Annotated in this window: 25 protein-coding genes; 12 read left to right on the forward strand and 13 right to left on the reverse strand. The window is 58.7% G+C overall.

The window, feature by feature from the left end; genetic code table 11:
* Nucleotides 1-56 precede the first annotated feature (56 nt).
* The 4 genes from YH62_RS25020 to YH62_RS25035 all read right to left on the reverse strand — a co-directional run bounded on the left by YH62_RS25020 (nucleotide 57) and on the right by YH62_RS25035 (nucleotide 4,007).
* Nucleotides 57-560, reverse strand: coding sequence for a hypothetical protein (locus YH62_RS25020; protein WP_137326678.1), 504 nt, complete (start codon nucleotides 558-560; stop codon nucleotides 57-59).
* A gap of 322 nt (nucleotides 561-882) precedes the next feature.
* Nucleotides 883-1,647, reverse strand: coding sequence for a hypothetical protein (locus YH62_RS25025; RefSeq protein WP_046797028.1), 765 nt, complete (start codon nucleotides 1,645-1,647; stop codon nucleotides 883-885).
* Nucleotides 1,641-2,648 (reverse strand): MarR family transcriptional regulator, encoded by a 1,008-nt coding sequence (locus tag YH62_RS25030; protein WP_046797029.1) that lies wholly within the window; start codon nucleotides 2,646-2,648, stop codon nucleotides 1,641-1,643. Before YH62_RS25030 ends, YH62_RS25025 begins: the two co-directional genes overlap by 7 nt.
* A gap of 435 nt (nucleotides 2,649-3,083) precedes the next feature.
* Entirely contained in the window at nucleotides 3,084-4,007 is a 924-nt protein-coding gene (locus YH62_RS25035) for a hydrogen peroxide-inducible genes activator (RefSeq protein WP_046797030.1), read from the reverse strand.
* A gap of 174 nt (nucleotides 4,008-4,181) precedes the next feature.
* Here YH62_RS25035 and katG point away from each other — a divergent pair, with 174 nt between their 5' ends.
* Complete coding sequence (gene katG / locus YH62_RS25040) at nucleotides 4,182-6,356, forward strand: catalase/peroxidase HPI (RefSeq protein ID WP_046797031.1); 2,175 nt, start codon at nucleotides 4,182-4,184, stop codon at nucleotides 6,354-6,356.
* A gap of 608 nt (nucleotides 6,357-6,964) precedes the next feature.
* Here katG and ugpC read toward each other — a convergent pair.
* The 6 genes from ugpC to YH62_RS25075 form a co-directional block, all read right to left on the reverse strand.
* Nucleotides 6,965-8,047, reverse strand: a complete 1,083-nt coding sequence (ugpC, locus tag YH62_RS25050) for a sn-glycerol-3-phosphate ABC transporter ATP-binding protein UgpC (protein ID WP_046797033.1) — start codon at nucleotides 8,045-8,047, stop codon at nucleotides 6,965-6,967.
* Between the two features lie 9 nt (nucleotides 8,048-8,056).
* On the reverse strand, nucleotides 8,057-9,979 hold the full coding sequence (locus YH62_RS25055; protein WP_046797034.1) for a glycoside hydrolase family 127 protein: 1,923 nt from the start codon (nucleotides 9,977-9,979) through the stop codon (nucleotides 8,057-8,059).
* Nucleotides 9,980-9,993: 14 nt separating this feature from the next.
* Complete coding sequence (locus tag YH62_RS25060) at nucleotides 9,994-10,857, reverse strand: carbohydrate ABC transporter permease (protein ID WP_046797035.1); 864 nt, start codon at nucleotides 10,855-10,857, stop codon at nucleotides 9,994-9,996.
* Nucleotides 10,854-11,774 carry a sugar ABC transporter permease gene (locus YH62_RS25065; RefSeq protein ID WP_046797036.1) on the reverse strand — a complete coding sequence of 307 codons (921 nt, stop codon included), beginning with the start codon at nucleotides 11,772-11,774 and terminating at the stop codon, nucleotides 10,854-10,856. Before YH62_RS25065 ends, YH62_RS25060 begins: the two co-directional genes overlap by 4 nt.
* Before the next feature lie 89 nt (nucleotides 11,775-11,863).
* Nucleotides 11,864-13,099: a sugar ABC transporter substrate-binding protein gene (locus YH62_RS25070; RefSeq protein ID WP_046797037.1), complete on the reverse strand. Its 1,236-nt coding sequence runs from the start codon at nucleotides 13,097-13,099 to the stop codon at nucleotides 11,864-11,866.
* A 53-nt stretch (nucleotides 13,100-13,152) separates the two neighbouring features.
* Nucleotides 13,153-14,148, reverse strand: coding sequence for a LacI family DNA-binding transcriptional regulator (locus tag YH62_RS25075; protein WP_245282187.1), 996 nt, complete (start codon nucleotides 14,146-14,148; stop codon nucleotides 13,153-13,155).
* A gap of 314 nt (nucleotides 14,149-14,462) precedes the next feature.
* Here YH62_RS25075 and YH62_RS25080 point away from each other — a divergent pair, with 314 nt between their 5' ends.
* The 3 genes from YH62_RS25080 (at nucleotide 14,463) to YH62_RS25090 (ending at nucleotide 15,749) form a co-directional block, all read left to right on the forward strand.
* Entirely contained in the window at nucleotides 14,463-14,702 is a 240-nt protein-coding gene (locus YH62_RS25080) for a hypothetical protein (RefSeq protein WP_046797039.1), read from the forward strand.
* Entirely contained in the window at nucleotides 14,702-15,142 is a 441-nt protein-coding gene (locus YH62_RS25085; protein WP_046797040.1) for a type II toxin-antitoxin system VapC family toxin, read from the forward strand. Before YH62_RS25080 ends, YH62_RS25085 begins: the two co-directional genes overlap by 1 nt.
* A gap of 94 nt (nucleotides 15,143-15,236) precedes the next feature.
* Nucleotides 15,237-15,749 (forward strand): hypothetical protein, encoded by a 513-nt coding sequence (locus tag YH62_RS25090; protein WP_046797041.1) that lies wholly within the window; start codon nucleotides 15,237-15,239, stop codon nucleotides 15,747-15,749.
* A 279-nt stretch (nucleotides 15,750-16,028) separates the two neighbouring features.
* Here the strand turns inward: YH62_RS25090 and YH62_RS25095 are convergent, their stop codons facing one another.
* Both YH62_RS25095 and YH62_RS31070 read right to left on the reverse strand, forming a co-directional pair.
* Nucleotides 16,029-16,301, reverse strand: coding sequence for an usg protein (locus YH62_RS25095; protein ID WP_046797042.1), 273 nt, complete (start codon nucleotides 16,299-16,301; stop codon nucleotides 16,029-16,031).
* A gap of 127 nt (nucleotides 16,302-16,428) precedes the next feature.
* Complete coding sequence (locus YH62_RS31070) at nucleotides 16,429-16,557, reverse strand: hypothetical protein (protein WP_280950081.1); 129 nt, start codon at nucleotides 16,555-16,557, stop codon at nucleotides 16,429-16,431.
* Nucleotides 16,558-16,580: 23 nt separating this feature from the next.
* Between YH62_RS31070 and groES the strand changes: the two genes are divergently transcribed.
* The 8 genes from groES to YH62_RS30325 all read left to right on the forward strand — a co-directional run bounded on the left by groES (nucleotide 16,581) and on the right by YH62_RS30325 (nucleotide 24,560).
* The gene (gene groES, locus YH62_RS25100) at nucleotides 16,581-16,895 is read left to right on the forward strand and encodes a co-chaperone GroES (RefSeq protein ID WP_046797108.1); all 315 of its coding nucleotides are present in this window, start codon (nucleotides 16,581-16,583) and stop codon (nucleotides 16,893-16,895) included.
* A gap of 48 nt (nucleotides 16,896-16,943) precedes the next feature.
* Nucleotides 16,944-18,572, forward strand: a complete 1,629-nt coding sequence (gene groL, locus YH62_RS25105; protein WP_046797043.1) for a chaperonin GroEL — start codon at nucleotides 16,944-16,946, stop codon at nucleotides 18,570-18,572.
* Between the two features lie 57 nt (nucleotides 18,573-18,629).
* Entirely contained in the window at nucleotides 18,630-18,863 is a 234-nt protein-coding gene (locus tag YH62_RS29725) for a hypothetical protein (protein WP_082118507.1), read from the forward strand.
* Nucleotides 18,864-18,920: 57 nt separating this feature from the next.
* Nucleotides 18,921-19,346 (forward strand): hypothetical protein, encoded by a 426-nt coding sequence (locus YH62_RS25115; protein WP_046797045.1) that lies wholly within the window; start codon nucleotides 18,921-18,923, stop codon nucleotides 19,344-19,346.
* 55 nt (nucleotides 19,347-19,401) lie between these two features.
* Nucleotides 19,402-20,496 carry a glycosyltransferase family 4 protein gene (locus tag YH62_RS25120; RefSeq protein WP_046797046.1) on the forward strand — a complete coding sequence of 365 codons (1,095 nt, stop codon included), beginning with the start codon at nucleotides 19,402-19,404 and terminating at the stop codon, nucleotides 20,494-20,496.
* 16 nt (nucleotides 20,497-20,512) lie between these two features.
* On the forward strand, nucleotides 20,513-22,723 hold the full coding sequence (locus tag YH62_RS25125; RefSeq protein ID WP_046797047.1) for an amylo-alpha-1,6-glucosidase: 2,211 nt from the start codon (nucleotides 20,513-20,515) through the stop codon (nucleotides 22,721-22,723).
* A gap of 333 nt (nucleotides 22,724-23,056) precedes the next feature.
* Nucleotides 23,057-23,431, forward strand: a complete 375-nt coding sequence (locus YH62_RS25130) for a hypothetical protein (RefSeq protein WP_046797048.1) — start codon at nucleotides 23,057-23,059, stop codon at nucleotides 23,429-23,431.
* A gap of 910 nt (nucleotides 23,432-24,341) precedes the next feature.
* Nucleotides 24,342-24,560, forward strand: coding sequence for a hypothetical protein (locus tag YH62_RS30325; RefSeq protein ID WP_046797049.1), 219 nt, complete (start codon nucleotides 24,342-24,344; stop codon nucleotides 24,558-24,560).
* Nucleotides 24,561-24,680: 120 nt separating this feature from the next.
* On the opposite strand, the gene YH62_RS25140 is transcribed toward YH62_RS30325, so the two are convergent.
* Nucleotides 24,681-25,607, reverse strand: a complete 927-nt coding sequence (locus YH62_RS25140; protein ID WP_046797050.1) for a manganese catalase family protein — start codon at nucleotides 25,605-25,607, stop codon at nucleotides 24,681-24,683.
* Nucleotides 25,608-25,811 lie beyond the last annotated feature (204 nt).

Raw genomic sequence — 25,811 nt, forward strand, 5'->3', positions numbered from 1 at the left:
GCGCCACCCTCCGAGCGCTGTCACTTAAGGGACGATGAGCCATTCTGAAGAAGAAGTCACTGCCCTATGAGCGGCATCTTTAGGACCTCCAAAACCTTCGCAGCGTTGTTCCTGGCTGCCTCTGTGGTCTTTGCGGAGGACTTGATTATCAGCCTGTCGCCACCTTTCACCGCGAAAATGTTTACCCCTGATTGGCCGCCACCAAGGTTTCGGAGGGTGATCTGCCTGGCGATGGCTGTTCCTGCGTCGATCTTCTCGATCCTGCAAATCCCGTTCGCACAGACGTTCTCGAGTTCGGCGATGTAGGCTTCATCAGTCCGGTTCGCCTTGCCGATCTCGTCTGTTTGTCGATCGACAGTCACCGAAACGATTTCATCTTCATTCGCCCCGCAGCAGGAGATGCTCATATTAGCAGGGGTCGCCCAATGGTATGCCTGCTTGTCAAATTTGGCTGCGACGGTTTTCTCCATCGTCGTGAGATCATGAGTTTCAAATCCCTCGGCGAATGCTGCGGCGCTGGACGATGCAAGCATCATCCCGACAACAGCTACGAATTCCATCAGTCGCATCGCACCTCCATTCGCGTTTGGTCTGCTCTCCACCACTATGCCGTTCCTACCCTATTGTAAAAATCCGGGATGATGTAGCAAATGTCACAGCCGGTGATCATACGCGGTGACCGCTTTGCGTCCTTAAATCGGTCATACCTACGCCGGTCGGCGACAGCAGAGCATCTAGGATCGACTTGCTCCGTAAGCGGCGCCCGGCGTTTGAAGCACCTCGCAAATGCCGGCGTCTTCGATCTCGAGACGTTCAACTCTATGGTCGCGTCAGGCGCTGGACCCAGCGATGGCGGAGTAAAGCTGTAGATGAGGGTTCGGCTCATGCAGCTGCCAGCTTATAGGCTGACCTGAGAAGGGCGATCGCCTCGTCACGGGTAAACGGTACGTTGAGAGTTTTCGGGTCGAGAGTTGCGTCGGCCTCGGCCAGATCAAGGAAGCGGCGCATGTCGTCGAGAATTTGATCGGGCAAAGTAATCGATGAATCTCCGGGCAGAAGCTGGGTCAGGCGTACCACATCATTGCGGTGCTTCTTGATGTTTTTGCTGTCGATCTTCTCCCCGGCTTCGGCTCTTGCGGACAGATCGAGAAATGCCCGCGCTTTGAAGGGAATGAGGAGTGTTTCGTCGATGACTGTCACGCCCTCGATCTTTCGCTTCGCGGACTGCAACGCTTCATAATATCCGTCGTCGAGCAGAATGGCCGAGAGGCTGACGATGTCTTCCTCGACCGGAATGGGGGTGAGTTCTGCATTTTCCGAAAGGTCGAGCGTGCCGGACTTGCGGGAAAACAGCTCGATCATGAAGGGGAAGCCCTGGTCCGTAGGCTTGTGGAAGCGGTAGAATTCCTTTTCGCCAGTGCTACGCTCGCGTGCCTGGTAGCCGCCAGCATCCAGAAATTCTTTGAAAGCAGTGCCGAAGGCGGCATCGACCACCTCAACACAGAGCACCATGTCGATATCCTTGGTGGCCCTGAAATCGAGGCCAGCTTCATCAAACAGGAGGTCACAGGCCGCGCCACCGATGATGGCGTAGTGGTCCTCATGGCCAGCGAAGTATTTTTGAAATTTATCGATGCCGGTTACCAAGTCAGGTTCTCCAAAAGTCGATCCGCAGCCATGGCGACACGCTCGTCGCGATGACCCCGGAATTGTGCGTACAAGGACAGGACGTCCACTGTATGGGTGTCGGACAAGGCGGCCGGATTGTAGGACCATGTCTCGATGATGCAGTTAGCTTCGTCGCGGTTTGTTTCGGCCAGGTTCGCAGTTTGCGAAATCGCTTTCCAGTCGCTGGCAGCGACGGCGAAAGTGTCGATACGTGGGCTAGCCAGTTCCGTTAGGTGGGATAGTGCCGTTTCCCCGGCCAACTTCAGGTGCGCGCCGGAGGCGTCTCCGCGCACGCATTTCAATGATCGAACCGGACTGCGCAGAAGTGGTGTGGCTTCCTCCAGGAGGTGTCGCCCTTCTGCCTTGAAGTGAATGCGTCTCTCTTTTCCGTGCCTGATGGTTTCAGCGAGGCCGGCGGCGACCAGATCGTCGAACGCTCGGCCGATCGACATAGCCGAGTAATGCAGACGTTCAGCCAGGAGTGATGGTGTTGTCACGCTCCTGTTGGGGTGCAGGATGTGATGAAAAAGGACGGTTTGGGCGGCAGGGGACAGGTCGTCCGCCTGCCGGTGGCGTGGCGCACGGAAATGCTCGCGCAGATCGAGCGCTAGATCGGGCATGTAGAGCTGGTTGCCGGGAACGATAAAGGGGACACCTTGACCGATGAGCCGCGACCGGTTGTGCGCACTGATAGTCGTGGTGGCGAAAGCCACCGTCGCATTGGTGGCATTACGGACGATGTCGATGTGCTTGGCGATGTCGGCGGGAGTGCCCGTGTCTTCGAGCCTCGCGACGATGATGCAATGCCGGCCTAGAATGCGGGCTTCATAGAGGGTGTAGGTTCGTCCGATAAAGGATGGCAAGCTGCGCGTACCCTCGAACGGGCGAACATCGATGCGCTCATGAAGCAGTTCTCCCAGATAGCGCTCGAGCGCTTCCGAAAACTGCGAATCGTTGATGCTGATGTCTCTTTTTAACATTGTTTCGCACACTAACCACGATAGCGTTATTGTGCAATCTTAATGTTATTGACAGGGCGGTTGCAAACGTCGAGTTTGGGCCAAGGCACGAGGGCTGACTGTGCCACGGTGGCGGCCAGCATTTTGATGGTTTGCGTTTGAAAAGAGATATGAACGAGGGAAAGCTGACCAATGCCGTGACCGGAGAGCTGCAAGCGTCTTCTCCGGCAAAAGGAGGGTCTTAGAGGCTATGGAGTGTTGATTTCCACTGAGAGCGGGGAACACGGCGCTACGGTTCGGTCGGATAAAACTCCAATCAAAGTTTCCACACAGCCTCGGCCGGAAGCGGTCACTGAGATAAGCCTGCGCTCTACGGCGGCTATGTCATCCTTGGCGCCCGAAACGGACCGTTCAAAAGTGGCCCCATTGCGGCAAATCGGCTCGGCCTCTTCCAGTTCAAGCGCGGAGAAGATCGTGCATCTCGCGTTGTTTGTGCAACCCGACCTCGCGAACGATATCGGCGATTTGAGCGAACTGCGACGCCAATGGGTTGGTCTTTCGCCAAACAATACCAATCGTTCGGGACGGACGCGGTTCACGCAGGCGAAACATGCAGACGTTGGAAGATCGGCTCTCCGCAGCGACCGCCATTTGCGGGATGAGTGTAACCCCGATCCCGGCGCCGACCATCTGGACGAGAGTGGACAGCGAACTGCCCTCCATCAACTCACGCGGCGAAGGATCCGTGATATTGCAGACAGAAAGAGCCTGCTCCCTGAAACAGTGGCCCTCCTCCAACAATAGCAGCTTCATCTCATGAAGCTTGTTGGAACTGGGCACCGGCTTGCCGGCGTCCTCCAAGGGCCGCACCAGGACGAACTCTTCATCGAAAAGCGGCATTTCCGTCAACGCGGCCTCCGAAACGGGTAACGCGACGATCGCGAGATCGAGCCGGGCTTCCAGGAGATTGCCGATCAGCTTGTGCGTGGTTGCCTCGCGCGGTCTGGGTTCCAGGCCGGGGTAACTCTGGATAAGTGCCTTGATAACGCCAGGCAGGAGATAAGGGGCAACCGTGGGGATGACACCGATGCGAAGCTGGCCAGTCAGCGGGCCATCCGCCGCACGGGCCAACTCCTCAAGTTCATCGACCGAGCGAAGAATTTCCCGAACCCTCTGTGCAAACTGTTCGCCAAGGCTCGTGAGGCGGATCTGCCGCCCTCCTCGTTCCACCAGGGGAGCACCGATCAGCTCTTCGAGATCCTTAATTTGTACGGACAAGGCCGGCTGGGAAACAGTGCATGCCTCAGCCGCACGTCCGAAATGGCCCAGTTTCGCCAAGGCTTCGAAGTAGCGCAGGTGCTTTATCGTCACTCCAATCATAATCCTGTCATATCGGGGTTTTTAGAAGATACAATTGGAAATTATAGCAAGGGTCGATTATCGCAGTCGGGCAGCTGGTGAATCTCAACGGCTATCGTCGCTTTGGAAAGCGCGGAGCCTGCGAGCCACGTTCAGCCGCGGCTTTCCATCTCGGGCAATCCATCGGAGAACAACATGGACGCAACAACGAAGTCAGCCGGCAAGTGTCCGGTCATGCACGGCGGCAATACCGCCCTTGGCAAATCCGTCACGGAATGGTGGCCCAACGCGCTGAATCTCGACATTCTGCACCAGCATGACACCAAGTCCAACCCGCTCGGCAAGACCTTCAATTACCGGGAAGAGCTCAAGAAGCTCGATGTGGAGGCGCTGAAGGCCGACCTGCGTGCCCTGATGACCGACAGCCAGGACTGGTGGCCGGCGGATTGGGGCAGCTATGTCGGCATGATGGCGCGCGTCACCTGGCATGCCGCAGGCTCCTACCGCACGTCCGACGGGCGTGGCGGTGCCAATACCGGCAACCAGCGTTTCGCTCCGCTCAATTCCTGGCCAGACAACGTCAATACCGACAAGGGTCGCCGCCTGCTGTGGCCGATCAAGAAGAAGTACGGAAACAAGATTTCCTGGGCCGACCTGATCGCGCTCGCAGGCACGATCGCCTATGACGTTGCAGGCCTGAAGACGTTCGGCTTCGCCTTCGGTCGCGAGGACATCTGGCATCCGGAAAAGGATACCTATTGGGGCGACGAGAAGGAATGGCTGGCCCCCAGCGACGGCCGCTATGGAGACGTTGCCAAGCCCGACACGCTGGCAAACCCGCTTGCGGCCGTGCAGATGGGCCTCATCTATGTCAATCCCGAAGGCGTTAACGGTAAATCCGATCCGCTTGCGACTGCCGCCCAAATGCGCGAAACCTTCGCACGCATGGGTATGAACGACGAAGAGACGGTAGCGCTGACCGCTGGCGGCCATACGATCGGCAAGACCCACGGGAACGGCAACCCGCTCGATCTCAGCCCCGATCCAGAAGCTGCCGGCCCGGAATTCCAAGGCTTGGGATGGATGAACACGAAGGGCCGTGGCATCGGCCGCAACACCGTTGTTTCGGGTCTTGAAGGCGCCTGGACCTCGGAGCCGACCAAATGGGACAACGGCTTCTTCAAGATGCTGTTCGAACACGACTGGCATCTGGTGAAAAGCCCGGCCGGCGCGACCCAATGGGAGCCGGTTTCAATCACCGAACAGGACAAGCCGGTCGACGTGGAAGATTCTTCGATCCGCCACAATCCGATGATGACCGATGCGGACATGGCGTTGAAGGTAGACCCGATCTATCGCGAAATCTCACTGCGTTTCATGAATGATTTCGAGGCATTCTCGGATGCCTTCGCCCGCGCCTGGTTTAAGCTCACTCATCGCGACATGGGCCCCAAGACGCGCTATTACGGGCCCGACGCGCCTAGCGAGGATCTTATCTGGCAGGATCCGGTTCCGGCTGGCCGCAAGGACTACGACGTCAACGCCGTCAAGACGAGGATCGCTGCTTCGGGTCTTTCGGCGTCCGACCTGGTCTCCACCGCATGGGACAGCGCTCGCACCTATCGTGGTTCGGATTTCCGCGGTGGCGCAAACGGAGCGCGTATCCGTCTGGCTCCGCAGAAGGACTGGGAAGGCAATGAGCCGGAACGTCTGGCCCGAGTTCTCTCGGTGCTCGAGCCGATTGCGGGCGAGTTCGGCGCCAGCCTTGCCGACGTGATCGTGCTGGCAGGCAATTACGGCGTGGAACAGGCCGCCAAGGCGGCCGGCTTCGACATCGAAGTACCCTTCGTTGCCGGTCGCGGCGACGCGACTGCTGAGCAGACCGATGCGTCAAGCTTTGCGCCGCTGGAACCGCTCGCGGACGGTTTCCGCAACTGGCAGAAGAAGGACTACTTGGTCAGTCCCGAAGAACTGTTGCTCGACCGCGCTCAGCTCATGGGGCTGACCGCGCCGGAAATGACGGCACTGATCGGGGGCATGCGGGTGATGGGCACCAATCACGGTGGTACCTCGCAAGGCGTCTTTACCGATCGCGTCGGCGCACTGACGACCGATTTCTTCGTCACGCTGACGGACATGGCCTATTCCTGGGTGCCCGTGGACAACAACCTCTACGAAATCCGCGATCGCAAGACCGGAGCGACCAGGTTCACCGCCACGCGCGTTGACCTCGTCTTCGGCTCGAACTCCATTCTGCGGGCCTATGCGGAAGTTTATGCCCAGGATGACAACAAGGAGAAGTTCGTCAGGGATTTCGTCGCCGCGTGGACCAAGGTCATGAACGCGGATCGTTTCGACCTCGCCGCATAAGGGCTTCGAAACATCATCATAGTGATCCATCCCGGCAGCCGGGGTGGATCACTGTTTTATACGCACGTTATCAGGAACGATCACGGACGATTTTGGGGTTGCCCTCAGCCAGGCCGTCCTTCTTCAGCCCATCACGATGGTTCGTCGGTGCCTTACCGACACGTTCCCGCTCATGTGCGTCGGGACCGGCAACAATAGTACCCGGTTTGGTACTATCTCGGCCTTCGCCTTCCTTGCGATTGTTAGGTCGAGCCTCCTGAGCCATGATATGCAACCTCCTTTTCTTGATCTGTGATCTTAACGGCGGATGCCTTCGCCTTGTTCCCATGGCCGGTGAACAACCCTCAGTCCTCCACCTAAGCCTCCTCGGGCCTGATCCTGCGCCCAGAAAAGAATTGCCGCCTATGTGTGTGCCCTGCCGCTAGACAATACTACGGCCATTTTAACTGGTTATCCGTCCAATTTAAATCGAAAGCCCGGCCGATTTAAATTTGACAGGATGCACCTATCTCAGAACCGTCTCTGGTATGTGACGCGCTCGTGGCTCCAAGATTGTGTCTCGGACGGGCCACCGTTAGTGGCGGTGGCGGCATTCTCCAGGCAACAAATCACCTCATGCGCATGCCATTATCATTGAAGACAAAGCTTCGGGCGGCAGGGAACGCAAGCTTTACAAAATCGCCGTTTGCAGGCTGCCTATCGCCCCGGCTTTCAATGGTGACGCTTTGCCCGTCCGCCAAGCGGCAATAGACGTAACAGGTGCCGCCAAGATATTCGGTGAACTCCACAATTGCTGGCGGTCCGTCCTTGTCGCTCACCGCGATCTCAATATGCTCAGGCCGGATGCCGAATTTCAGGGTCGTTCCCTCGGAGGGTTTGTTCTGAAGCATCGGGGCTGGCAATAGCGCCTCGCCTATCCGAATACGGCCCTCAGTCCAAACCCCTTCCAGCAGGTTCATACGTGGGGAGCCGATGAAGCCGGCGACAAAGATATTGGCCGGATCCTCGTACACCTGTCGCGGCGTGCCGACCTGCTCGATTCGGCCGTCACGCAGGATGACGATGCGGTCGGCGAGCGTCATGGCTTCCGTCTGGTCATGGGTGACGTAAATCATCGTATTGCCGAGGTCACGGTGCAGACGGGCGATCTCGATACGCATCGAGACGCGCAGTTCCGCGTCGAGATTGGACAGCGGCTCATCGAAGAGAAAGACATCCGGTTTGCGCACGATGGCCCGGCCGATCGCCACGCGTTGTCGCTGACCACCGGAAAGCTGTCCCGGTCGCCGGTCCAGCAGATGCTCAATCTTCAGGATCGACGCCGCCTGCGCGACGCGGCCATCGATTTCCGCCGTGGCGGTCCGCGACATCTTCAGACCGAACGCCAGATTGTCACGGACGGTCATATGCGGGTAAAGCGCATAGGACTGGAAGACCATGGCAATGCCTCGGTCCGAAGGATCAAGGTCGGTGACATCGCGCCCTTTGATGGTAACCTCTCCATCGGTGACTTCCTCTAGCCCGGCGATCATACGCAGCAGCGTCGACTTGCCGCATCCGGACGGCCCCACGAAAACGACGAACTCGCCCTCGCCAATCGTCAGATCGATCCCGTGGATGACTGCAAGGCTGCCGTAACTCTTGCGCACATCGCTCAAGGTCAGACTTGTGGGGTGTGCTTGGTTCGTCATTACCCGTTCCTATTTCTCGGCCTGCAGCCAGACGAGCATGCTGCCCGGCTCGCGATTGTCCCAGAGATGGTAGGGCACGAGGCGTATCGAGGCCGGTTTGCGGCCTGCCGGCGCCGTGCGATAGAGTGCATCGCCCCACGCGGTCGTATCCTCCCGTTCAACCGCCAGATCGATAGCAATCGCTCCGTTGAGAGTGGGCAGCACCTCGGTTTGTGCCTGCGACAGGCTCTTCGGAACGACGATGGCATTCAGGTCGCTGCCGTTATCGGTCTCCTCCACACAATAGACAAGCGGCCCGCGCATCAGCGCGACACGGCCAACGTCCTGTCGGACCTTCGGATTGGCATATTGTGGCCGCAGCGAGAGCGGCAGGAACAAGGCCACCCTGTCGCCCTCCCCCCATTCGCGCTCGATGCGAGCATAACCGTCGACCGTAATCTTCGAGAGGTCCAGCATCTCCCCATTGACGCTGAGCGTCGCACCCTCTGCCCACTCCGGAATGCGTAGCGAGAGCGCGAAATGCGCCGGTTCTGCGAGTTCGGCGTTGATGGCGATGCTTCCCTCCCAGGGATAGTTGGTGGTTTGCTTCAGCGACACCCTGGCGCCGTTGGCAAGCTCGCAGCGCAATGTGCTTTCGCCGTAGAGATGCACGGCGATTTCATCATCGGCCACCGCATACATATAGGAGCCGATCGACGTGACGAGCCGCGCGATGTTTGGCGGGCAGCAGGGGCAATGATGCCACTTCCAGCGATGGTGTTTGCCCGTCGATTCAAGGGGATTGTCATAGAAGAAGGTCTTGCCGTCGATGGACAGACCCGGGAGAGCGCCGTTGTAGAGAGCCTGCTCCATGATGTCGGCATAGCGCCGGTCCGGCCCGCGGCCGAGCATCCGATTTGCCCAGAAGACCAGCCCGACCGAGGCGCAGGTCTCCGCATAGGCCGTGTCGTTGGGCAGATCGTAGTAATCAGTGAAGCCCTCGTTGGAGGCCGCCGGGCCAATCCCGCCGGTAACGTACATCTGCTTGGTCACCACGTCGTCCCAGAGCGCGTCCAACGCGTCCGTCAGGCTGTCGTCCTTGTATTCGGTGGCGATGTCCGCCATGCCGGAATAGAGGTACATGGCGCGCACGGCATGCCCCACAACCTTCCTCTGCTCGCGAACAGGAAGGTGCGCCTGGCCGTATTCGTAGGTCTTCTGGATATAGTCCTTCGGGTCCCGGCCGTCGCGTTCGGCCTCCGCGGTGAAAAAGTGCGGCTCGGTCCCACGCTCGTCGACGAAGAACTTGGAAAGGTCGAGATATTTCTTCTCGCCGGTCACGCGAGCGAGCTTGACCAGCGCCAGCTCGATCTCCTCATGGCCATCATAGCCTGGGATTTGCCTCGGGCCATGGCCGAAAACCTCGATCATGTAATCGGCGTAGCGGCACATGATGTCGAGCAGCTTGCGTTTGCCCGTCGCCTGGAAATAGGCGACCGCCGCCTCGATCAGATGGCCGGCGCAGTAGAGTTCGTGGTGGTCGCGCAGGTTCGTCCAGCGCCGGTCCGGCTGCACGCGCTGGAACCAGGCGTTCAGGTAGCCGTCATTGTCCTGTAGCTTCTCGTAAAGATCGATGATCGCATCCGCCCGCGCCTCAAGCCGGGCGTTCGGCTTGCGGTAGAGGGAATAGGCGATGGTCTCGATCGACTTGCCGAGGTCGGAGTCCCAGAACATCTGTGTCGTTCCGCCCCAGTCCAGGATCGGGATGACGATCCCGGGACTTGGCTGATCGACATCGATGGCACGGACCATGCCGGCTTCCACGCAGCGGTCGAGCAGCGTCTCGGCGGTGGAATCGCAGACGGCGTCCTGCCATGTGCCCCAGAATCCTGCAACCTTGACATCCGGGACGGCGACGGGGCGGAACTGGCGGTCTTTGCGGGTCTTGCTCATAGGCTCACTTTCCTTCATTTCACCGCGCCGGCCATCAGACCGCGCATGTAGTAGCGTTGCAGGAGGAGGAAGACGAAGAGGCAGGGCACGACCATCACCGTGACGCCGGCCTGCACGGCGCCCCAGTTGATGGCGCCGAGCCGTCCAGCACGCACTGCCGTCATTAGAACCGGAAGCGTATAGTTCTCATTGCTGGACAAGAGCACGAGGGCGGCCAGGAACTCGTTCCAGGCATTGAGGAAGGCAAAGATCGACACCGTCGCAACGCCTGGCATGACAAGCGGTATCAGCACACGGACAAGCAGCCTCAGATCACGCGCGCCGTCGATCCGAGCAGCTTCCTCGATCTCCTTGGGCACCGCATCGAAGGCGTTGCGCATCATGAAGACCGAGAACGGCAATTGCAGCGTCACATAGATCAGCATCAGCCCGAACAGCGAATTGTTGAGTCCGAGCTTCGCCAAGATGATGAAAAGCGGCGTCAGGATCGACTGGAACGGGATCATCAGCGTGGCGATGATCAGCACGAAGAGCGCGTTCTTGAGCGGGAAGCGGTAGCGCGAGAAGCCGTAGCCGGCGAGTACGCTGACCACCACGGTCAGGACGACGGTGCCCAACGATACGATGAGCGAATTGACAGTATGCTGCCAGACACCGGAGCCGAACCCGTCCAGTGCCCGGTAGGCGTCGATGCTGATGCCGGAGGTTGGCCATGGCGGCAGCGGCGGCTGCCTGTTTTCGCTGTTCGACCGGAACGAAGCGAGAAAGCCGACGAGGAATGGCGCAAGGAAGAAGAACGCAGTTCCAATGCCGACCCCGTGGTAGGCGATGCGGTTCCAGAACGTCTTGCGGGCGCGGATCTCCCGACGAGTCGTCATGGGCGGTCCTCTCCCACTTTGAGCAGCCAGAGCTGCGCGACGCTGATGGCGACCAGGATAGCCAGAAGCGCGATGGACAGCGCTGCGCCATAACCGAGATTGAAGGACACGAAAGACTGGTTGAAGATATAGTAGACCACCGAGATCATCCGGTTCTGCGGTCCGCCTGACGTCATGATGTAGAACTGGTCGAAAGCGAGAATGGAGCCGGTGATCGACAGGATCAGGGCGAGCGCCAGCGTGCGGCGCATCAGCGGCAGCGTCAGGTGCCGGAAGCGCTGCCAGCGGCGCGCACCGTCGATTCGTGCCGCCTCCGTCAGTTCGGCCGGGATTGCCTGTAGACCGGTCAGAAGAATGATCATGGTGAAGCCCGCAATCTTCCAGACCACCATGATGATGATGGTGAGGAAGGCTATGTCGAAGGTCGCGAGCAGGTTTACCCGCCCGGCCGTCAGGCCGAGCGCCTGGAACAACGGCGCAAAGAGTCCGCTGTCGACATTGGCGAGCCACACCCACAGCAGCGAAGCCGAAGCAAGGCCGACGACAACGGGCAGGAAGATGACGGTCCGATAGGCCGAAATAAACGGCTTCTGCTTCTCCACGAAAAAGGCGAGAGGAAAAGCGACCGCGAAGATGGCGATCGTGACCACCACCGTATAGTGCGCCGTGAAGCTAAGGGCGGTAAAGAAACGCGCGTCCGTCAGCATCCGGGCGTAGTTCCCCAGGCCGATCCAGCGCGGCGCACCGAGTAGCGGCCAACGGTGAAGGCTCATCCAGAGCGTGAACAACACGGGGATCACGAAGAACACCGTGACCAGGGCCATGGCCGGCGCGATATAGATGAGGCCGGCCAAACTCGATTTGTTTCGTCTGCGCCGTGCACGAGGCGGCCTGGACGCGACAGGGGGCATCGTCATGGTAGGTTTGCTTTCGATTGGGTGATGCGGGAGGAGCCTTGCGGCTCCTCCCGCGGTTCGGGCGGGAGAGACCCGCCCCGCGTCGGCGCTTATTGCGCTGTGTCAATGATCGACTGCATTTCCGACTGGGCATTCGCGAACGCGCCATCGACATCGTCGCCGTAGATCGCGGCGTTGATGAAGGTGGCCCACGGACCGTTCGCCGAATTGATGAGGTCGTTGAACTGCAACGTATAGGGCGTTTTGGCGACCGAAACCGCTTTCATGGCAACGCCAAGCCGGGGATCGAGGCCGGCAAGCACCTCCTCGGCGATATCCGAACGCGTCGGCAGACTGCCGAACTTGGCCATGATCTTCTGCCCCTCGACGGAATAGATGTACTCCAGGAAGGACTTCACGTTGTCGAGCCGCGCGGTCCCCTTGGTCACGACGAAATTATCGCCGCCGGCGAAGGAGGACGGATTGCCGTCCACCCCCGGGATCAGCGTCACGCCGAAATCGATTTCGGGGTGCTGCGTGACCAGCGTACCGATGGCAAAGGCACCAAGGCTCTGCTGGCCGATCTTGCCATTGGTGATCGACAGGAAGTTGACGCCGTTGTCGCTTGCCGAACCCGCCGGAACCGTGTCCTTGGCGACGAGATTTCGATAGAAATCGACCGCCTTGCGCATCTCAGGCGTATCGAGTGTCGCCGTCTTGCCGTCTTCCGACAGGATGTCGGCACCTGCCCCCCAGACGAGCGGCGTGAAGGTGAAGATCATGCAGCCGCCGCAACCGCCGCCGGAGAAATAGAAGCCATATGTGTCACCGCCAAGCGCGCGGATCTTTTCCGCATTGGCGGTGATCTCCTCCCAGGTCGCCGGCGCCTTTTCCGGATCGAGCCCGGCTTTCCTGTAGAGTTCCTTGTTCCAGGCGAAGATCGATGTCTCCACCGATAGGGGCAGGCCATAGATCCTGTCATCGTAGGTGCCAAGCTTCACATGGGCCGGCGCAAGCGAATTGAAATAGGGGAGCGACTTCGCCCAGTCGGTCATATCCTCGAGCTGGTCGGCCGCGGCAAAGGCCGGCGTATAGATCAAGTCGAGGGAGAGCGCGTCAGGCGCCTGGCCGCCGGCAATGGCGGTCGCATACTTCTGAACCAGTTCGGCGAAGGGCACTTCGGTCAGTTCGACTGTATCGCCACCCTTGGCATTGTAAGCCTTGACCACTTCCTTGAAGGAATCCCCGATGCCGGAGCGCACCCACATGGAAATCGTTTCCGCCGAAGCGGTGGACCACATTGCGACAGAAAACAGGCATGTCACAGACAACAGTTTCTTGAGCATGATTTCCTCCTCATTTCGGGGCGTCCACGACGCTCCCGTCTCCTCACCTCAAATCAGGCGCTCCCACCTCCGCAGGATTGCCGCACGGCCAGCCGGCACGGCAGCTTGCGCAGGCCCGGTTCGATGATTTTCCCCTCCGCGAGCGCCAGCACGGTGCGTCCCGCCTCCCTGCCGAGTTCCTTCAGGTTCATATCGACCGAAGTCAGCGGCGGACGCGCCTGATCGGCCATGATCTCCCAGTTGTCGAAGCCGATGACCGAGACATCCTCCGGCACCCGCACGCCACGCTCACGCAATGCATCGATCACGCCGCGTGCGATCTGGTCGTTGCCACAGAAGATGCCATCCGGCTTTTCCCCAACCCTTCCCCAGAGCTGGGCCACGGCCTCATGCCCCCAACGCTCCGCCCAGACACCGCAAAGCACCTCGGCTTCAGCGCCGGCATGCATGCGGAAAGCCATGGCGCGCTCACGCACCGAGGCGAAGTCCTGGGGGCCGGTGACATGCACCAGCCGCTGGCGACCGAGGCCAAGCAGCCAATCGGTCGCAATCCCCGCCCCTTGTGCATCGTCCGAAGTCAAGGTGACACTGTCCGGCGCGCCTTCGGTGAAAGCGTAGACGACCGGGACGGGAAGCCCGGACAGGTCGACAGGAAGTGAACGATCGATGCGCTTGCCGGTGGCGATGATGCCATCCACCTGTTTGTCCAGCATCGCATCGACATGGATCTTGCCGAGAGCCGGGTCGTCTTCGATCGCACACAGAAAGACCGAGACGCCTTTGTCCACCAATGCCTCGGACACGCCAGCCATTACGGGCAGGGTGAAACGGCCGTAGGTATCGTTCGTCAAAAGGCCGATCGTGAAAGAACGATTGAAGAGCAAGCCGCGAGCAAGCGCATTCGGGCGAAACCCGATATCCTCCGCCACCTGCTTGATCCGGGCGCGTGTCTCGACCGCCATGCGGCCATTATCGTTCAGCGCCTTGGAGACGGTGGAGACACTAACGCCTGCTGCGCGAGCGACATCATGGATTGTTGTCCGTCCCATTCTGGTGCGTTGAATGCTCAGCTTGTCCTCCCGTTCAATTTTGATTGAGAAAACCTTTGCGCAAACCAGTTGTCAAGATGAGAAAAGCTTTTCTCATCTATTTTAAGCCGCACTGCGATGAACACGTGGCTGACGATCCACACCGGCCAAACCCATCTAACCCCTGGGCGTTCGACTTGGTGACGCTCAACTTCCATCCCGACCGTTGATTGTCTGAGGCAACAAGGAACGGGTGCAGTGCAAGGGCGACATTCTTGCAATATCTCGCCCGATTTGCTATCATTGCTCTCAATGAGATCACCGGAGGCAAATCGATGCCCGGAAACCTGCACGTCCGTAATTTGGACGACGAACTTATTTCAAGACTTAAGATCCGGGCAGCCCGGCATGGGCGATCGGCAGAAGCAGAGCATCGCGAGATCCTGCGCCAAGCCCTGGCGAACGAGGACGGATCCGATTTCGACGATCTTGCCGCGGAGTTACGGAAGCTGACAGCATCCCGTAAGCAGACACCCTCTGAGGCCCTGCTACGAGAAGGCCGAGACGAGCGCTGATGGAAACGCTCGTCCTTGACGCCAGCATCGCCATCAAGTGGGTGGTGGAGGAGGAAGGAACCGATGACGCCGTCAGCTTGCGATCGCGTTTCCGGTTTGTTGCCCCGGAACTTATCATTCCAGAATGCGCCAACATTCTCTGGAAGAAAGTTCAGCGTGGCGAGCTTTCGCGCGACGAAGCGGTGCTTGCCGCAAGGCTGCTCGAACGCGCCGGCATCGATTTCCTTTCGATGAGTGGACTGTTGGAGGAAACGACAGCGCTTTCCATTGCGCTTTCACACCCCGCTTATGACTGCGCCTATCTACTGGCAGCGCAAAAATCTGGATCAAGGTTCGTCACGGCTGACACGCGCTTACCGCGTATCATCGCCGAGCGCGCGCCAAGCGAATTCGCACTACTGTGCGTATCTCTCTCAGATGTCCTCAATAACGCGCATTAGTCCTGGAGCCCACCTACGCAATTACTCATTCCAGGCCTTGCCCTGAAGCGATCTGTGATCCGGTCCAAAGAAAGTGCTGTCAGGAGCTGCTGATATGAATGTGAGCGATTTTTTCCCCTATCTAGGGCATTCCGAACAACATGACGGTTTGTCTGGCCTGCTTGCATCCCTCGGTTTTGATGTCGGCAAAATGCCAGGGAAAACCCAGCGAGGCTATGGAACCGCCGGTTATGAGCTGAGCGCCTTCGGCATCGAACTCACATTCGAGTTCCACACCAATTATACCGACGCCTATGGACCGCCGAAAGACGGAGGAAAGGCGATCTTGTCGGGTATTTTCGCCTATGACAGACCCGCAGCGAAGCGGCGCGCCTACACCGGTCCTATCCCTTTCACCGATGGACCAATCCACAATCGCGATGATGCGCTGCGCAAACTAGCGGTACCGTTCCATACCGAACAAGATGATGAAGAGTTCGAATGGGATCATTGGATGAAGGACGGACTGCAGGTAGGTGCGTTCTATCGGCCTGATGCCACGATAAAGTACGTTTCATTTTCAGTGCCTATGAAATCGACCCTCGCCAAACTCGCGCGAAATTCTTGACGATCAAATTGCCGAGCCCCTGCAAAAGACTTTTCGGATGCAGGGGACGGAGGAAAATTTGGCTTGGCGCTCTTCCTGAGTTTCCAACGCGCAGGGCTACGACCTTTCAGGGCTGTCGCAGGAAACTTGTCGTGCCGATGATCAAAACATTGGCCATGTCGACGCCACTAAGTCTCGGAAAGAGGCTAGACATCAGCGCAGACAGTCGCGTCCGAGGCAGCGGCATGGTGCTGGCCTGCCTCTCCCCTCCAGTGGCTCGCTTAGAACCCGCTTCAGGTCTCATTGCAGCTTGAACTCGCCATCGACGCGGCGCCATTCGCTGGGGCCAATGAGACGCTGGTGGGTATAGCGGACGGAATGTAGCGGTCCGTCGAGGTTCTCCTGCCAAAAGTCAAGAAACCTCCGCATCTCGGGAAAGTCGGGCGCGAGATCGTAATCCTGCCAGACATAGGTCTGCAGGACGGATTCGAAATCTGGAATGCGATAGAGGATATGTGCGGTGGTCAGCCCATATCCGTCGAGCTGACGACCCAGGTCAGATGAAAAACGCATGCTTCATCTCCGCTTCGTGACAGTTGGAAATTGCTGCTCAAAACTTCACAGCAACTAACGGGTACGGAACGCATGAAACAAGTTTCTTGTTCCTTTCCAGAGCATTAGCAGCCGCGCCAGGCGAGTGCTAATTTTTCTTATCCAACCTCTTGAAACCGAAATTCAGCAAAACCAAATCGATCGCGCCGATTGCTTTGAAGAAGAGGATCGGCGCCCGCCCGGACTGGTCATCCGGTCCGGCAGGGAGCGTGATCATCAATGTTTGTCCAGGAGGAAGACATGGCGTTCCGACCGCTTCATGACCGTATTCTCGTCCGCCGCCTCGAATCTGAGGAGAAGACCAAAGGCGGCATCATCATTCCCGACACCGCAAAAGAGAAGCCGCATCAAGGCGAGGTGATTGCCATCGGCCCGGGCGCGCGCAACGACCAGGGCCAGGTCGTCGCGCTGGATGTGAAGGTCGGCGATCGAATTCTGTTCGGCAAATGGTCCGGCACCGAGATCAAGATCGATGGTGAGGACATGCTGATCATGAAGGAAAGCGATGTCATGGGTGTCATCGAAGCCCAGACTGAGCAGAAACAAGCCGCCTGAGGCTCCGTCCACCAGTCAAAGTAAGCTGCCTATTGAAGGAGTGAAAAAATGGCTGCGAAAGAAGTCAAATTCCGCACCGATGCCCGTGAACGTATGCTGCGTGGGGTCGATGTACTGGCCAATGCGGTGAAGGTCACGCTTGGCCCTAAGGGTCGCAACGTCGTGATCGACAAGTCCTTCGGCGCTCCGCGCATCACCAAGGACGGCGTATCGGTCGCCAAGGAAATCGAACTGGAAGACAAGTTCGAGAACATGGGCGCCCAGATGGTCCGCGAAGTCGCTTCGAAGACCAGCGACGTCGCCGGTGACGGCACCACGACTGCGACGGTTCTCGCCCAGGCCATCGTCAAGGAAGGCGCCAAGGCCATTGCCTCCGGCATGAACCCGATGGACCTGAAGCGCGGCATAGATCTTGCCGTCGACGCCGTCGTCAAGGAACTGAAGGCCAACGCCCGCAAGATCTCCAACAATTCCGAAATCGCCCAGGTCGGCACCATTTCCGCCAACGGCGACACTGAGATCGGGCGCTATCTCGCCGAAGCCATGCAGAAGGTCGGCAACGAAGGCGTCATCACCGTCGAAGAAGCCAAGACCGCCGAGACCGAACTCGAAGTCGTCGAAGGCATGCAGTTCGACCGCGGCTATCTCAGCCCGTATTTCGTCACCAACCAGGACAAGATGCGGGTCGAACTCGAAGATCCCTACATCCTGATTCACGAGAAGAAGCTCTCCAACCTCCAGTCCATGCTGCCGGTTCTGGAAGCTGTCGTGCAATCGGGCAAGCCGCTCCTCATCATCGCTGAAGACGTCGAAGGCGAGGCTCTCGCCACCCTGGTCGTCAACAAGCTGCGCGGCGGCCTCAAGGTTGCCGCCGTCAAGGCTCCCGGCTTCGGCGACCGCCGCAAGGCCATGCTCGAAGACATCGCCATCCTGACGGGCGGCACGGTCATCTCCGAGGACCTCGGCATCAAGCTCGAAAACGTCACCCTCAACATGCTTGGCCGTTCCAAGAAGGTCACGATCGAGAAGGAGAACACCACGATCATCGATGGTGCCGGTTCGAAAGCCGAGATCGACGGCCGCACGGCCCAGATCCGTGCCCAGATCGAGGAGACCACCTCCGACTACGACCGCGAAAAGCTGCAGGAGCGTCTTGCCAAGCTCGCTGGTGGCGTTGCCGTGATCCGCGTCGGTGGTTCAACGGAAGTCGAGGTGAAGGAGCGCAAGGACCGTGTCGACGATGCGCTGCATGCCACGCGCGCTGCCGTCGAAGAAGGTATTCTGCCTGGCGGTGGCGTCGCCCTGCTTCGGGCGATCAAAGCCCTCGAAAATCTTCAGGCGCCGAACGAAGACCAGCGTGTCGGCATCGACATCGTCCGCCGCGCAATCGAGGCTCCAGTCCGCCAGATTGCCGAAAATGCCGGCGCGGAAGGTTCGATCATCGTTGGCAAGCTTCGTGAGAAAGCCGATTTCTCCTATGGCTGGAACGCCCAGACGAGCGAATATGGCGACCTATACGCGATGGGGGTCATCGACCCCGTCAAGGTCGTCCGCGCCGCCCTTCAGGACGCCGCTTCGGTTGCCGGCCTTCTGGTGACCACAGAAGCCATGATCGCCGAAAAGCCGAAGAAGGACGCCGCACAGGCGCTTCCTCCGACCGGCGGAATGGACTTCTAAGTGACCGATCCGGCCCGTCTCTTTTAAAAGACGGGCCCCTTCTCCAAGGAGGTCGACGTGAGACAGACGGTAGCGGAAAGATCGTCAGCTCCCTTCGAGAGCCGCGATCTGCAGATTTGTCAGCGCGTATTCGACAGTATCAGAACGAAAATCAATATCGCCAAAGACTGCGAAGAGGCCGAACGCATCGCAGCAATTACAGTCGAACTCTACCGACAGGGTGTTCGCGATCCCGATCATCTCGAGACGTTGGTGGCGGCCGCGCGCGGCCTGTTCGAAAAATCGCATTGAATGTGACGCCGGCGGGTCTGGTGACACCCGCCGGCAGACGAACACCGGAGCCAAACGATGAGAGAGGAAACCGAACAAAATATCACGACGAATAAAACCGAAGCGATCGGCACTGCGCACATCGTGCATTCGCAAGATCTCGAACATCCGCATGACGTGCTGATGGCCGACAACATCACCAACGATGAGAAGCGAGCCATTCTTGCCTCCTGGGCCTCGGACAGTTGCGCGGTCGAATCGATGCCAGCCTGGCGACGCCATCCTGGCAGCGGCCGGATCGCCTCCTATGACGAGGTGCTTGCCGCTCTGAAGGCGCTGGACGGCGACGGACAATCCACGCCAACGCAGAACCTGCCGCTTTTCGGATGCCAAGACAGGTTGCAGCGGCAGGTGCGCCGCCTTAGCGGCTTCCACCGGAAGGGAAGGCATTACAGACAATCATCAAGCTCTAGAAATCATCCGATCTGCCGTATGCCTCGCTGAGGATGCGGCCTGATTTTTGCCGACGACGCTTTGCTCATTCGAGGAGGTTTTGCCGATGAAGATCGCCCAGATTGCTCCACTTGCAGAACGCGTACCGCCCAAACTCTATGGTGGCACCGAGCGCATCGTTTCATATCTTACTGAAGAACTCGTCGCCCAAGGCCACGATGTGACCCTTTTCGCTAGCGGGGATTCGGTCACCAATGCCAAACTGGTACGCTGTTCGGACGTTGCCCTGAGGTTGAACCCGGCCGTCAAAGATCATCTGCCGCATCATGTCGTGCTATTGGAGGAGATCCGCAGGCGGGCGCATGAATTCGATGTCCTGCATTTCCACATCGATCTCCTGCACTTCCCGCTCATTCGCGAGTTTGCCGATCGCACAGTAACGACATTGCACGGCCGCCTCGACCTGCCGGACCTGCATCCTTTCTATCAGACCTTCCCGGACATACCCGTTGTATCCATCTCCAACGATCAACGCCGGCCGATGCCGCCGGTGAATTGGAGAGGCACGGTCTATCACGGGCTTCCCGACGACGTTCTTTCCTTTACCGAAAAACCGGAAGGACACTACCTTGCCTTCCTCGGCCGCATTTCTCCAGAAAAGCGACCGGATCGCGCCATCGAGATCGCTTCACGTGCCGGAATGCCCTTGAAGATCGCCGCTAAGGTCGACAATGCGGACAAGGCCTATTGGGAGACGGTAATCGAGCCCATGGTCAAAAGTTACCCGAATGTCGAATTCGTTGGCGAGATCAATGAGCATCAAAAAGCGAGCTTTCTTGGCAATGCAGGCGCCCTTCTGTTTCCGATAGATTGGCCAGAACCGTTTGGACTGGTCATGATTGAGGCCATGGCTTGCGGCACACCTGTCATCGCCTTCCGCTGCGGCTCGGTGCCAGAGGTGATCGACAACGGACAATCGGGTATTCTCGTCGACAGCATTATCGAAGCGTCGGAGAATGTCGAATGGGCGCTGCGGCTTGACCGCCGAAAGGTGCGCGCAACATTTGAACGTCGCTTCACTGCCGAGCGGATGGCAAGCGACTACTTGGACATCTACCGGCAACTACCAGGCACTCGGACTAGGGCGGCGCGGCTGCGCCGTTCGAGCGGCCATGCCGTGGACCTACAGGTCGTCGCATAAGAAGAGGTAACAGATCATGTCTACCGTATTCTACAACGGCCCGCTCGCGCCGGCTGCCGCCGCACAAGGCGCGGCGGTTGCGCAGTTTTTCATTCCGGCCACGGCATCGCTCCAGGAGCGGCGGCCAAGAACCTTGAAGCACGGTGATACCTTCGCAGTTTTTGACCACAATGCCGACGTGCTCTCTGGACCGGGGAGCCCCGAGGGCATCTTCCACCGCGACACGCGATATCTCTCTCATCTCTACCTGACCATCAATGGCAAGCGGCCGATGCTGCTGTCGTCGACATTGCGCGACGATAACGCGATGCTCACCTGTGATCTTACCAACCCCGACCTCTTCGACGAGAACGGGAAGCTGATTCTCAGCCATGATCTCATCCATTTGCGTCGCTCACGTTTTCTGTGGAACGGCGCATGCCACGAGCGGTTGACTGTGAAGAACTATGACGAGCAGCCTCGGCATGTCAGGCTCGAGATTTCCTTCGCAGCCGACTTCGATGACCTTTTTGAGGTCAGGGGCACCAAAAGAACAAGGAAGGGGCAGCACCTGCCCGCCGTCATCGGTCGCGGGCATATCGACCTTGCCTATGTCGGCCTCGACCGTATGAGACGATCGACAAGGCTCTCGTTCGATCCATTGCCTGACGAACTTGGCAGTGGCCACGTGATCTATGATCTGCAGCTCGCGCCGCACGAAACGCGATCGCTTTTCATGGAGATTGCGTGTGATCCAGCCGGCAGCAGCAAGCCGAGCTATCGTTCTTTCTTTTTCGCCCTGCGGGATGCTCGCCGCGCACTACGAGCTTCCTCCTCGCGCGCAGCCTCGATCGTCACCTCGAACGAGATCTTCAACGAGGTTGCGCGACGCAGCGTCTCGGACCTGTACATGCTGATGACCGATACGCCGGAAGGTCCCTACCCTTACGCAGGTGTTCCGTGGTTCAGCACGGTCTTCGGCCGCGACGCGCTGATCACAGCAATGGAAACACTCTGGCTCGATCCAGCGATCGCACGCGGTGTTCTGGGCTATCTGGCGGCGAACCAAGCAACCGAGCTCGATCCTTCTTCGGACGCGGAACCGGGAAAAATTCTCCACGAGCTCCGTTGCGGCGAGATGGCCGAACTCGGTGAGGTACCGTTTCGGCGCTACTACGGCAGTATCGACTCCACACCGCTCTTTGTGATGCTGGCGGGAGCGTACCTGCGGCGAACCGATGACCTGGCGACCATAGCCAGGCTCCTGCCGCACATAGAGGCCGCACTTGTGTGGATTGAAGAATATGGCGATCGCGACGGCGATGGCTTCGTCGAATACGGCCGGCTGACAGAGGAAGGTCTGTTGAATCAGGGCTGGAAGGACAGTCAGGACTCCGTCTTCCATGCTGACGGCACTTTGGCAAAAGGTCCGATCGCGATCGCAGAGGTTCAAGCCTATGTCTACGGCGCCTGGCAAGCGGCCGCGGAGACATTCCGCCGGCTCGACCAGACAGAACGCGCCGCCAGCCTTTTTGCCCAAGCCGAGAGTTTCCGTCAAAAATTCGACACCAGTTTTTTTGACGGGGAAATCGGCACTTATGTGCTCGCTCTCGACGGAGACAAGCGGCCATGTCGCGTCCGCTCTTCAAATGCCGGCCATGCTTTGTTCACCGGCATAGCCTATCCGGAACGAGCCGGAGTGGTGGCACGCACGCTCATGACGGGCTCGTCCTTCTGCGGGTGGGGAATTCGCACCATTCCGTCCACCGAAGCACGCTACAATCCGATGAGCTATCACAATGGATCAATCTGGCCCCATGACAATGCCCTGATCGCCAGTGGTCTTGCCAGATACGGTTTTCGTGGCGACGCAGCACGGATTTTCGAAGGCCTGTTCACAGCTTCGACCTACATCGACCTGCGCCGTCTTCCTGAGCTCTTCTGCGGCATGCCGCGCCAGCGAGCGCGAGGGCCGACCTTTTATCCGGTGGCTTGCTCGCCACAGGCGTGGGCTGCCGCAGCTCCCCTGTCGCTGATACAGGCCTGTCTGGGATTGGAATTTGACCCGCAGGCGCTGCAGATCAGCTTCAACGAGCCGCAACTTCCCGCATTCGTGGACGAAATCACCTTGCGACATCTGCTTGTGGGCGGCGAAGTCGCGGATGTGGCGATAAGGCGCTCTGGCCAAAATGTGGTTGTCGACGTGCTCGAGCGCAGCGGAAACATCCGAATTCTCGCAACCTCGTAGGAGAGATGACAAGATCTCGGGGGATGTGCCTTTCGTGGGATACCGTATCGGTCACTTCCCCCAGGACACAAGTTTTGGAAAGCAGGAAATTGTTCTCCGATGCCCGGTCACCTGCGGCCACGTTTTACGCTACTTACCTTAGCGAAAAGCGTTTTGCGTTCGGCGGAGTAATTCCACTGCCGGAGGCTCCATACGAGGTGTGCCCCAGACGAAAGCAATAACTGCGTACTGCTGGATCGGACTGATTTTGGAACCACAGGCACGAAAATTCCACCAATGGTATTCGAGCCCTGCCAAATCCACTAGGCTCGTCCTGTCCGGTCGGGAGGCACCATGATCAACCTGACGCTTACTCTATCCGCGGCTTACCTTGGCCTTGTCGGCCTTGCACTGATGTTCTTTCCGATACAGTTTGGCCGCGATGCCGTGCCGACGGATGCTGCACCCGAATTGCTGGCGCTGCTACGACTTCTCGGCGGACCGTTCCTCGGCATCGCCGTGCTGAACTGGCTCTCGAGAAATGCCGAACCCTCCACGCTCCGCGTCGTCATGCTCGCGAACATCGTCGGCTTCGGCGCCGTCGCGGCAAACGACATTTGGGGCGTCGTCAGCGGTGAAGCGCGGGACATTGCCAAGCTATTTCTGGTTATCCATCTGCTCTTCACATCGGCCTTCGTGGCGGCAGCCGCTCGCGGAGGCAAACTCTGAGGTTACCCACCCTCGCTCCCAGAACACTGCTGGTCTTCAAATCCCACGATAGCCAATTGCAAGATTACGGGCCAGCTTTTGACCATAGGCACAGGCGCGATCGGCCTTCATTTAGCAAAGCCGTAGCTCGAGGTCAGGCAGTGTGCGAACCAAGATGGGAACTTGCGTTCTGGGTAGCCGGCCAGCCAGCAGCTCCGGCCAACGGAAGCAAGGAGGATCCCTACTATGTTCCCAAAGGATACTAGCTTACTAAGCATAGGGCAGTCCATATTTCCCCAGCGCCAGTTACCCGATTCCATCAGCAAGCGGGACTCGTCAGCCAGTCACCTCGGGAATCAGATTAGATGTCGATTTCGGCTCAAAACTGCGTGCAAACCTGGACGCACGAGCCAGCAAATCCACATGCCTTTGCGAGATCGTTGCTGCTTCAGCGAGCGATCCGACGTCATCGGCCGAGGACTCCTGGTGGGCAGGGCAGCCGAGAGGCCAGTCGTGCAGTGAAATCCTTCCGGGTCTCTGTGCCGCAGGCGGTTTATCAGCATTGCGGCGGCAGCATATTGCACAAGCGATCTAGATTGAATTGGAAGCATAGGGCCGGCGACATGCCACTACCGCCGGCCCTATGACCGCGCGGTGCGGGTTGGGAGATGCCAGCGCGGCTCACGAGAACGACGAAACTGCCGTGAAGCTCCTTGCCACAGGTTATGAATGAAAAGAGTGCCAGGGATAGTAACCCCTCATAGGACCGGCGGCCATCAACCTCGCAGCTGCTACACGATCGCAAACTGGTGCGATCCAAGAGGCCCGACATAGCCGGGGGGAGCCGCTCCCGCCTATTTCTACGGCCGGCAGAAGCGAACCGAGGCGGCCAAGAACGCACTCAATCGCATCGAGAACGTGGAGAAGAACAATGCGAATTTCCGCAAGCTTTCGGATCGCGATCGTTGCCTTGTCTTCATGCGTGACAGCGGCTTGCCAGAGCGGTAATGCGGCTGACGGCTCCAGTTATCAGATCGTGCGCTTTTCCGACGCTCAGGCGGCGCGGCTCGCCTCGCAGGATGCCACGGCCGGCCCGGCGATCGCCTCCAACAACGATCAGTGCCGGCAGGATGCCGGGTGCAGGAGGTAATTGAGTGTCACCGCATATGAGCAGCGTTATCAGCCGCTCATACGCTTCGCCAAGCGCCATTTGATCTCTGTCGGAGAAGCTGGACGCGGGTGCTGCTTAACGCTTGCCAGCCAAGCTTGTTCATCGCGACGCTTTGTAGAGTTTCTCTGCGATCTCGAACATCTCCTCGGGAGCATAGTCTGGTGTAAAGGCCGATGGAACGCCAACAAGCTGATGGATTTTGCCGCCTTCCGGCATGCCGTCCACGACCTCTAATTCGCCAGGTGGATCATCCGGCAGAGCCACTTCACCATTGGCCCAGATACCCGCCATTTCTTTGTAGTCATTGGGGCTGAAGGTATAAAGGCGCCGGTGCGATCCCTCCTCGAGGTACTTTTGTGATTCCGGGATATTGGCGAGCGGAATGTTGGGGACGGGCAGAAACTTCTCAATTTCTACTCCGGTTATCTTCTTCAGCGCGAGCGCATACGAATGGGCATGGACAGATCCCCGCACCAGCAAATAGCCGCAGACCTCGCGGCCGGTCGGATCCGACAGTGTTTCGTAGACCCTGAGTTTGTGAAGCCGGGCGCCACATTCCAGATGGAAGTTATGAAGCAGGTCGAGAATGACGTTGCCGGTAGTGGTAATGAAGTCGTTGTTCCACGAGGCTCCATTGCTGTTGATCGGCATGGCACCACCACCACCGGAGAGGAAGCTGGCGGCGAGACGTATGTCTGTCATGTCCTCGAAAGGGGCGGTGGAGATGTCGCCGCCGTCGCCGGCATCCCCGTCAGGCACGTCTGGGCCGTTTGCCAGCATTGCAACGCCGTTGCTGACCAACTCGACGTGGCCCAGTTCTTCGGCGGTTATGCTCGCGACAAGGCTGTAGAAAGGCCGCAATTTTTCTTTGGATCTAAAATTGAAGCTCTGGAACATATAGTTGCCGAGCGTCGACATCTCCCCGTATTTGCCGCCAAGGAGTTCTTGAAGTGCAGCGGCCGCATTGGGGTCAGCCCTGGCGGGAGCAGGTAGATCCACCTGCAGTTTATCCACTCTCAGAAACATGGGGGAATCCTTTCGTTGAAAGAAGCCCCCCGAACAACCTGCAATTAGGATAGTTCCCATGCGGCCGGCTACCTCACTCTAATTTTGGCTGTTGCTCCCGAATTCTTAAGGGAAGCGCATTTTATGGTGACTGAACGCGTCGATGCTCGCAGTCCTTTGTTGCGTTCCTGACAAGGATTTCGAGCAGCACGTCGGGTGAGGACG

Source organism: Rhizobium sp. LC145, assembly GCF_001005825.1.
GTDB lineage: Bacteria > Pseudomonadota > Alphaproteobacteria > Rhizobiales > Rhizobiaceae > Neorhizobium.

What these genes read in the sequence shown, in the direction of transcription:
- ugpC (WP_046797033.1), bottom strand. Translation starts at nt 8,047, where the DNA reads ATGACGAACCAAGCACACCCCACAAGTCTGACCTTGAGCGATGTGCGC.
- YH62_RS25140 (WP_046797050.1), bottom strand. Translation starts at nt 25,607, where the DNA reads ATGTTTCTGAGAGTGGATAAACTGCAGGTGGATCTACCTGCTCCCGCC.
- YH62_RS25030 (WP_046797029.1), bottom strand. Translation starts at nt 2,648, where the DNA reads ATGTTAAAAAGAGACATCAGCATCAACGATTCGCAGTTTTCGGAAGCG.
- YH62_RS25115 (WP_046797045.1), top strand. Translation starts at nt 18,921, where the DNA reads ATGAGAGAGGAAACCGAACAAAATATCACGACGAATAAAACCGAAGCG.
- YH62_RS25060 (WP_046797035.1), bottom strand. Translation starts at nt 10,857, where the DNA reads ATGACGACTCGTCGGGAGATCCGCGCCCGCAAGACGTTCTGGAACCGC.
- YH62_RS25065 (WP_046797036.1), bottom strand. Translation starts at nt 11,774, where the DNA reads ATGACGATGCCCCCTGTCGCGTCCAGGCCGCCTCGTGCACGGCGCAGA.
- YH62_RS31070 (WP_280950081.1), bottom strand. Translation starts at nt 16,557, where the DNA reads ATGATCACGCTCCCTGCCGGACCGGATGACCAGTCCGGGCGGGCGCCG.
- YH62_RS25080 (WP_046797039.1), top strand. Translation starts at nt 14,463, where the DNA reads ATGCCCGGAAACCTGCACGTCCGTAATTTGGACGACGAACTTATTTCA.
- katG (WP_046797031.1), top strand. Translation starts at nt 4,182, where the DNA reads ATGGACGCAACAACGAAGTCAGCCGGCAAGTGTCCGGTCATGCACGGC.
- YH62_RS25125 (WP_046797047.1), top strand. Translation starts at nt 20,513, where the DNA reads ATGTCTACCGTATTCTACAACGGCCCGCTCGCGCCGGCTGCCGCCGCA.
- YH62_RS25085 (WP_046797040.1), top strand. Translation starts at nt 14,702, where the DNA reads ATGGAAACGCTCGTCCTTGACGCCAGCATCGCCATCAAGTGGGTGGTG.
- YH62_RS25075 (WP_245282187.1), bottom strand. Translation starts at nt 14,148, where the DNA reads ATGGGACGGACAACAATCCATGATGTCGCTCGCGCAGCAGGCGTTAGT.
- YH62_RS25035 (WP_046797030.1), bottom strand. Translation starts at nt 4,007, where the DNA reads ATGATTGGAGTGACGATAAAGCACCTGCGCTACTTCGAAGCCTTGGCG.
- YH62_RS25020 (WP_137326678.1), bottom strand. Translation starts at nt 560, where the DNA reads ATGGAATTCGTAGCTGTTGTCGGGATGATGCTTGCATCGTCCAGCGCC.
- YH62_RS25070 (WP_046797037.1), bottom strand. Translation starts at nt 13,099, where the DNA reads ATGCTCAAGAAACTGTTGTCTGTGACATGCCTGTTTTCTGTCGCAATG.
- groL (WP_046797043.1), top strand. Translation starts at nt 16,944, where the DNA reads ATGGCTGCGAAAGAAGTCAAATTCCGCACCGATGCCCGTGAACGTATG.
- YH62_RS25095 (WP_046797042.1), bottom strand. Translation starts at nt 16,301, where the DNA reads ATGCGTTTTTCATCTGACCTGGGTCGTCAGCTCGACGGATATGGGCTG.
- YH62_RS25090 (WP_046797041.1), top strand. Translation starts at nt 15,237, where the DNA reads ATGAATGTGAGCGATTTTTTCCCCTATCTAGGGCATTCCGAACAACAT.
- YH62_RS30325 (WP_046797049.1), top strand. Translation starts at nt 24,342, where the DNA reads ATGCGAATTTCCGCAAGCTTTCGGATCGCGATCGTTGCCTTGTCTTCA.
- YH62_RS25130 (WP_046797048.1), top strand. Translation starts at nt 23,057, where the DNA reads ATGATCAACCTGACGCTTACTCTATCCGCGGCTTACCTTGGCCTTGTC.
- groES (WP_046797108.1), top strand. Translation starts at nt 16,581, where the DNA reads ATGGCGTTCCGACCGCTTCATGACCGTATTCTCGTCCGCCGCCTCGAA.
- YH62_RS25055 (WP_046797034.1), bottom strand. Translation starts at nt 9,979, where the DNA reads ATGAGCAAGACCCGCAAAGACCGCCAGTTCCGCCCCGTCGCCGTCCCG.
- YH62_RS25120 (WP_046797046.1), top strand. Translation starts at nt 19,402, where the DNA reads ATGAAGATCGCCCAGATTGCTCCACTTGCAGAACGCGTACCGCCCAAA.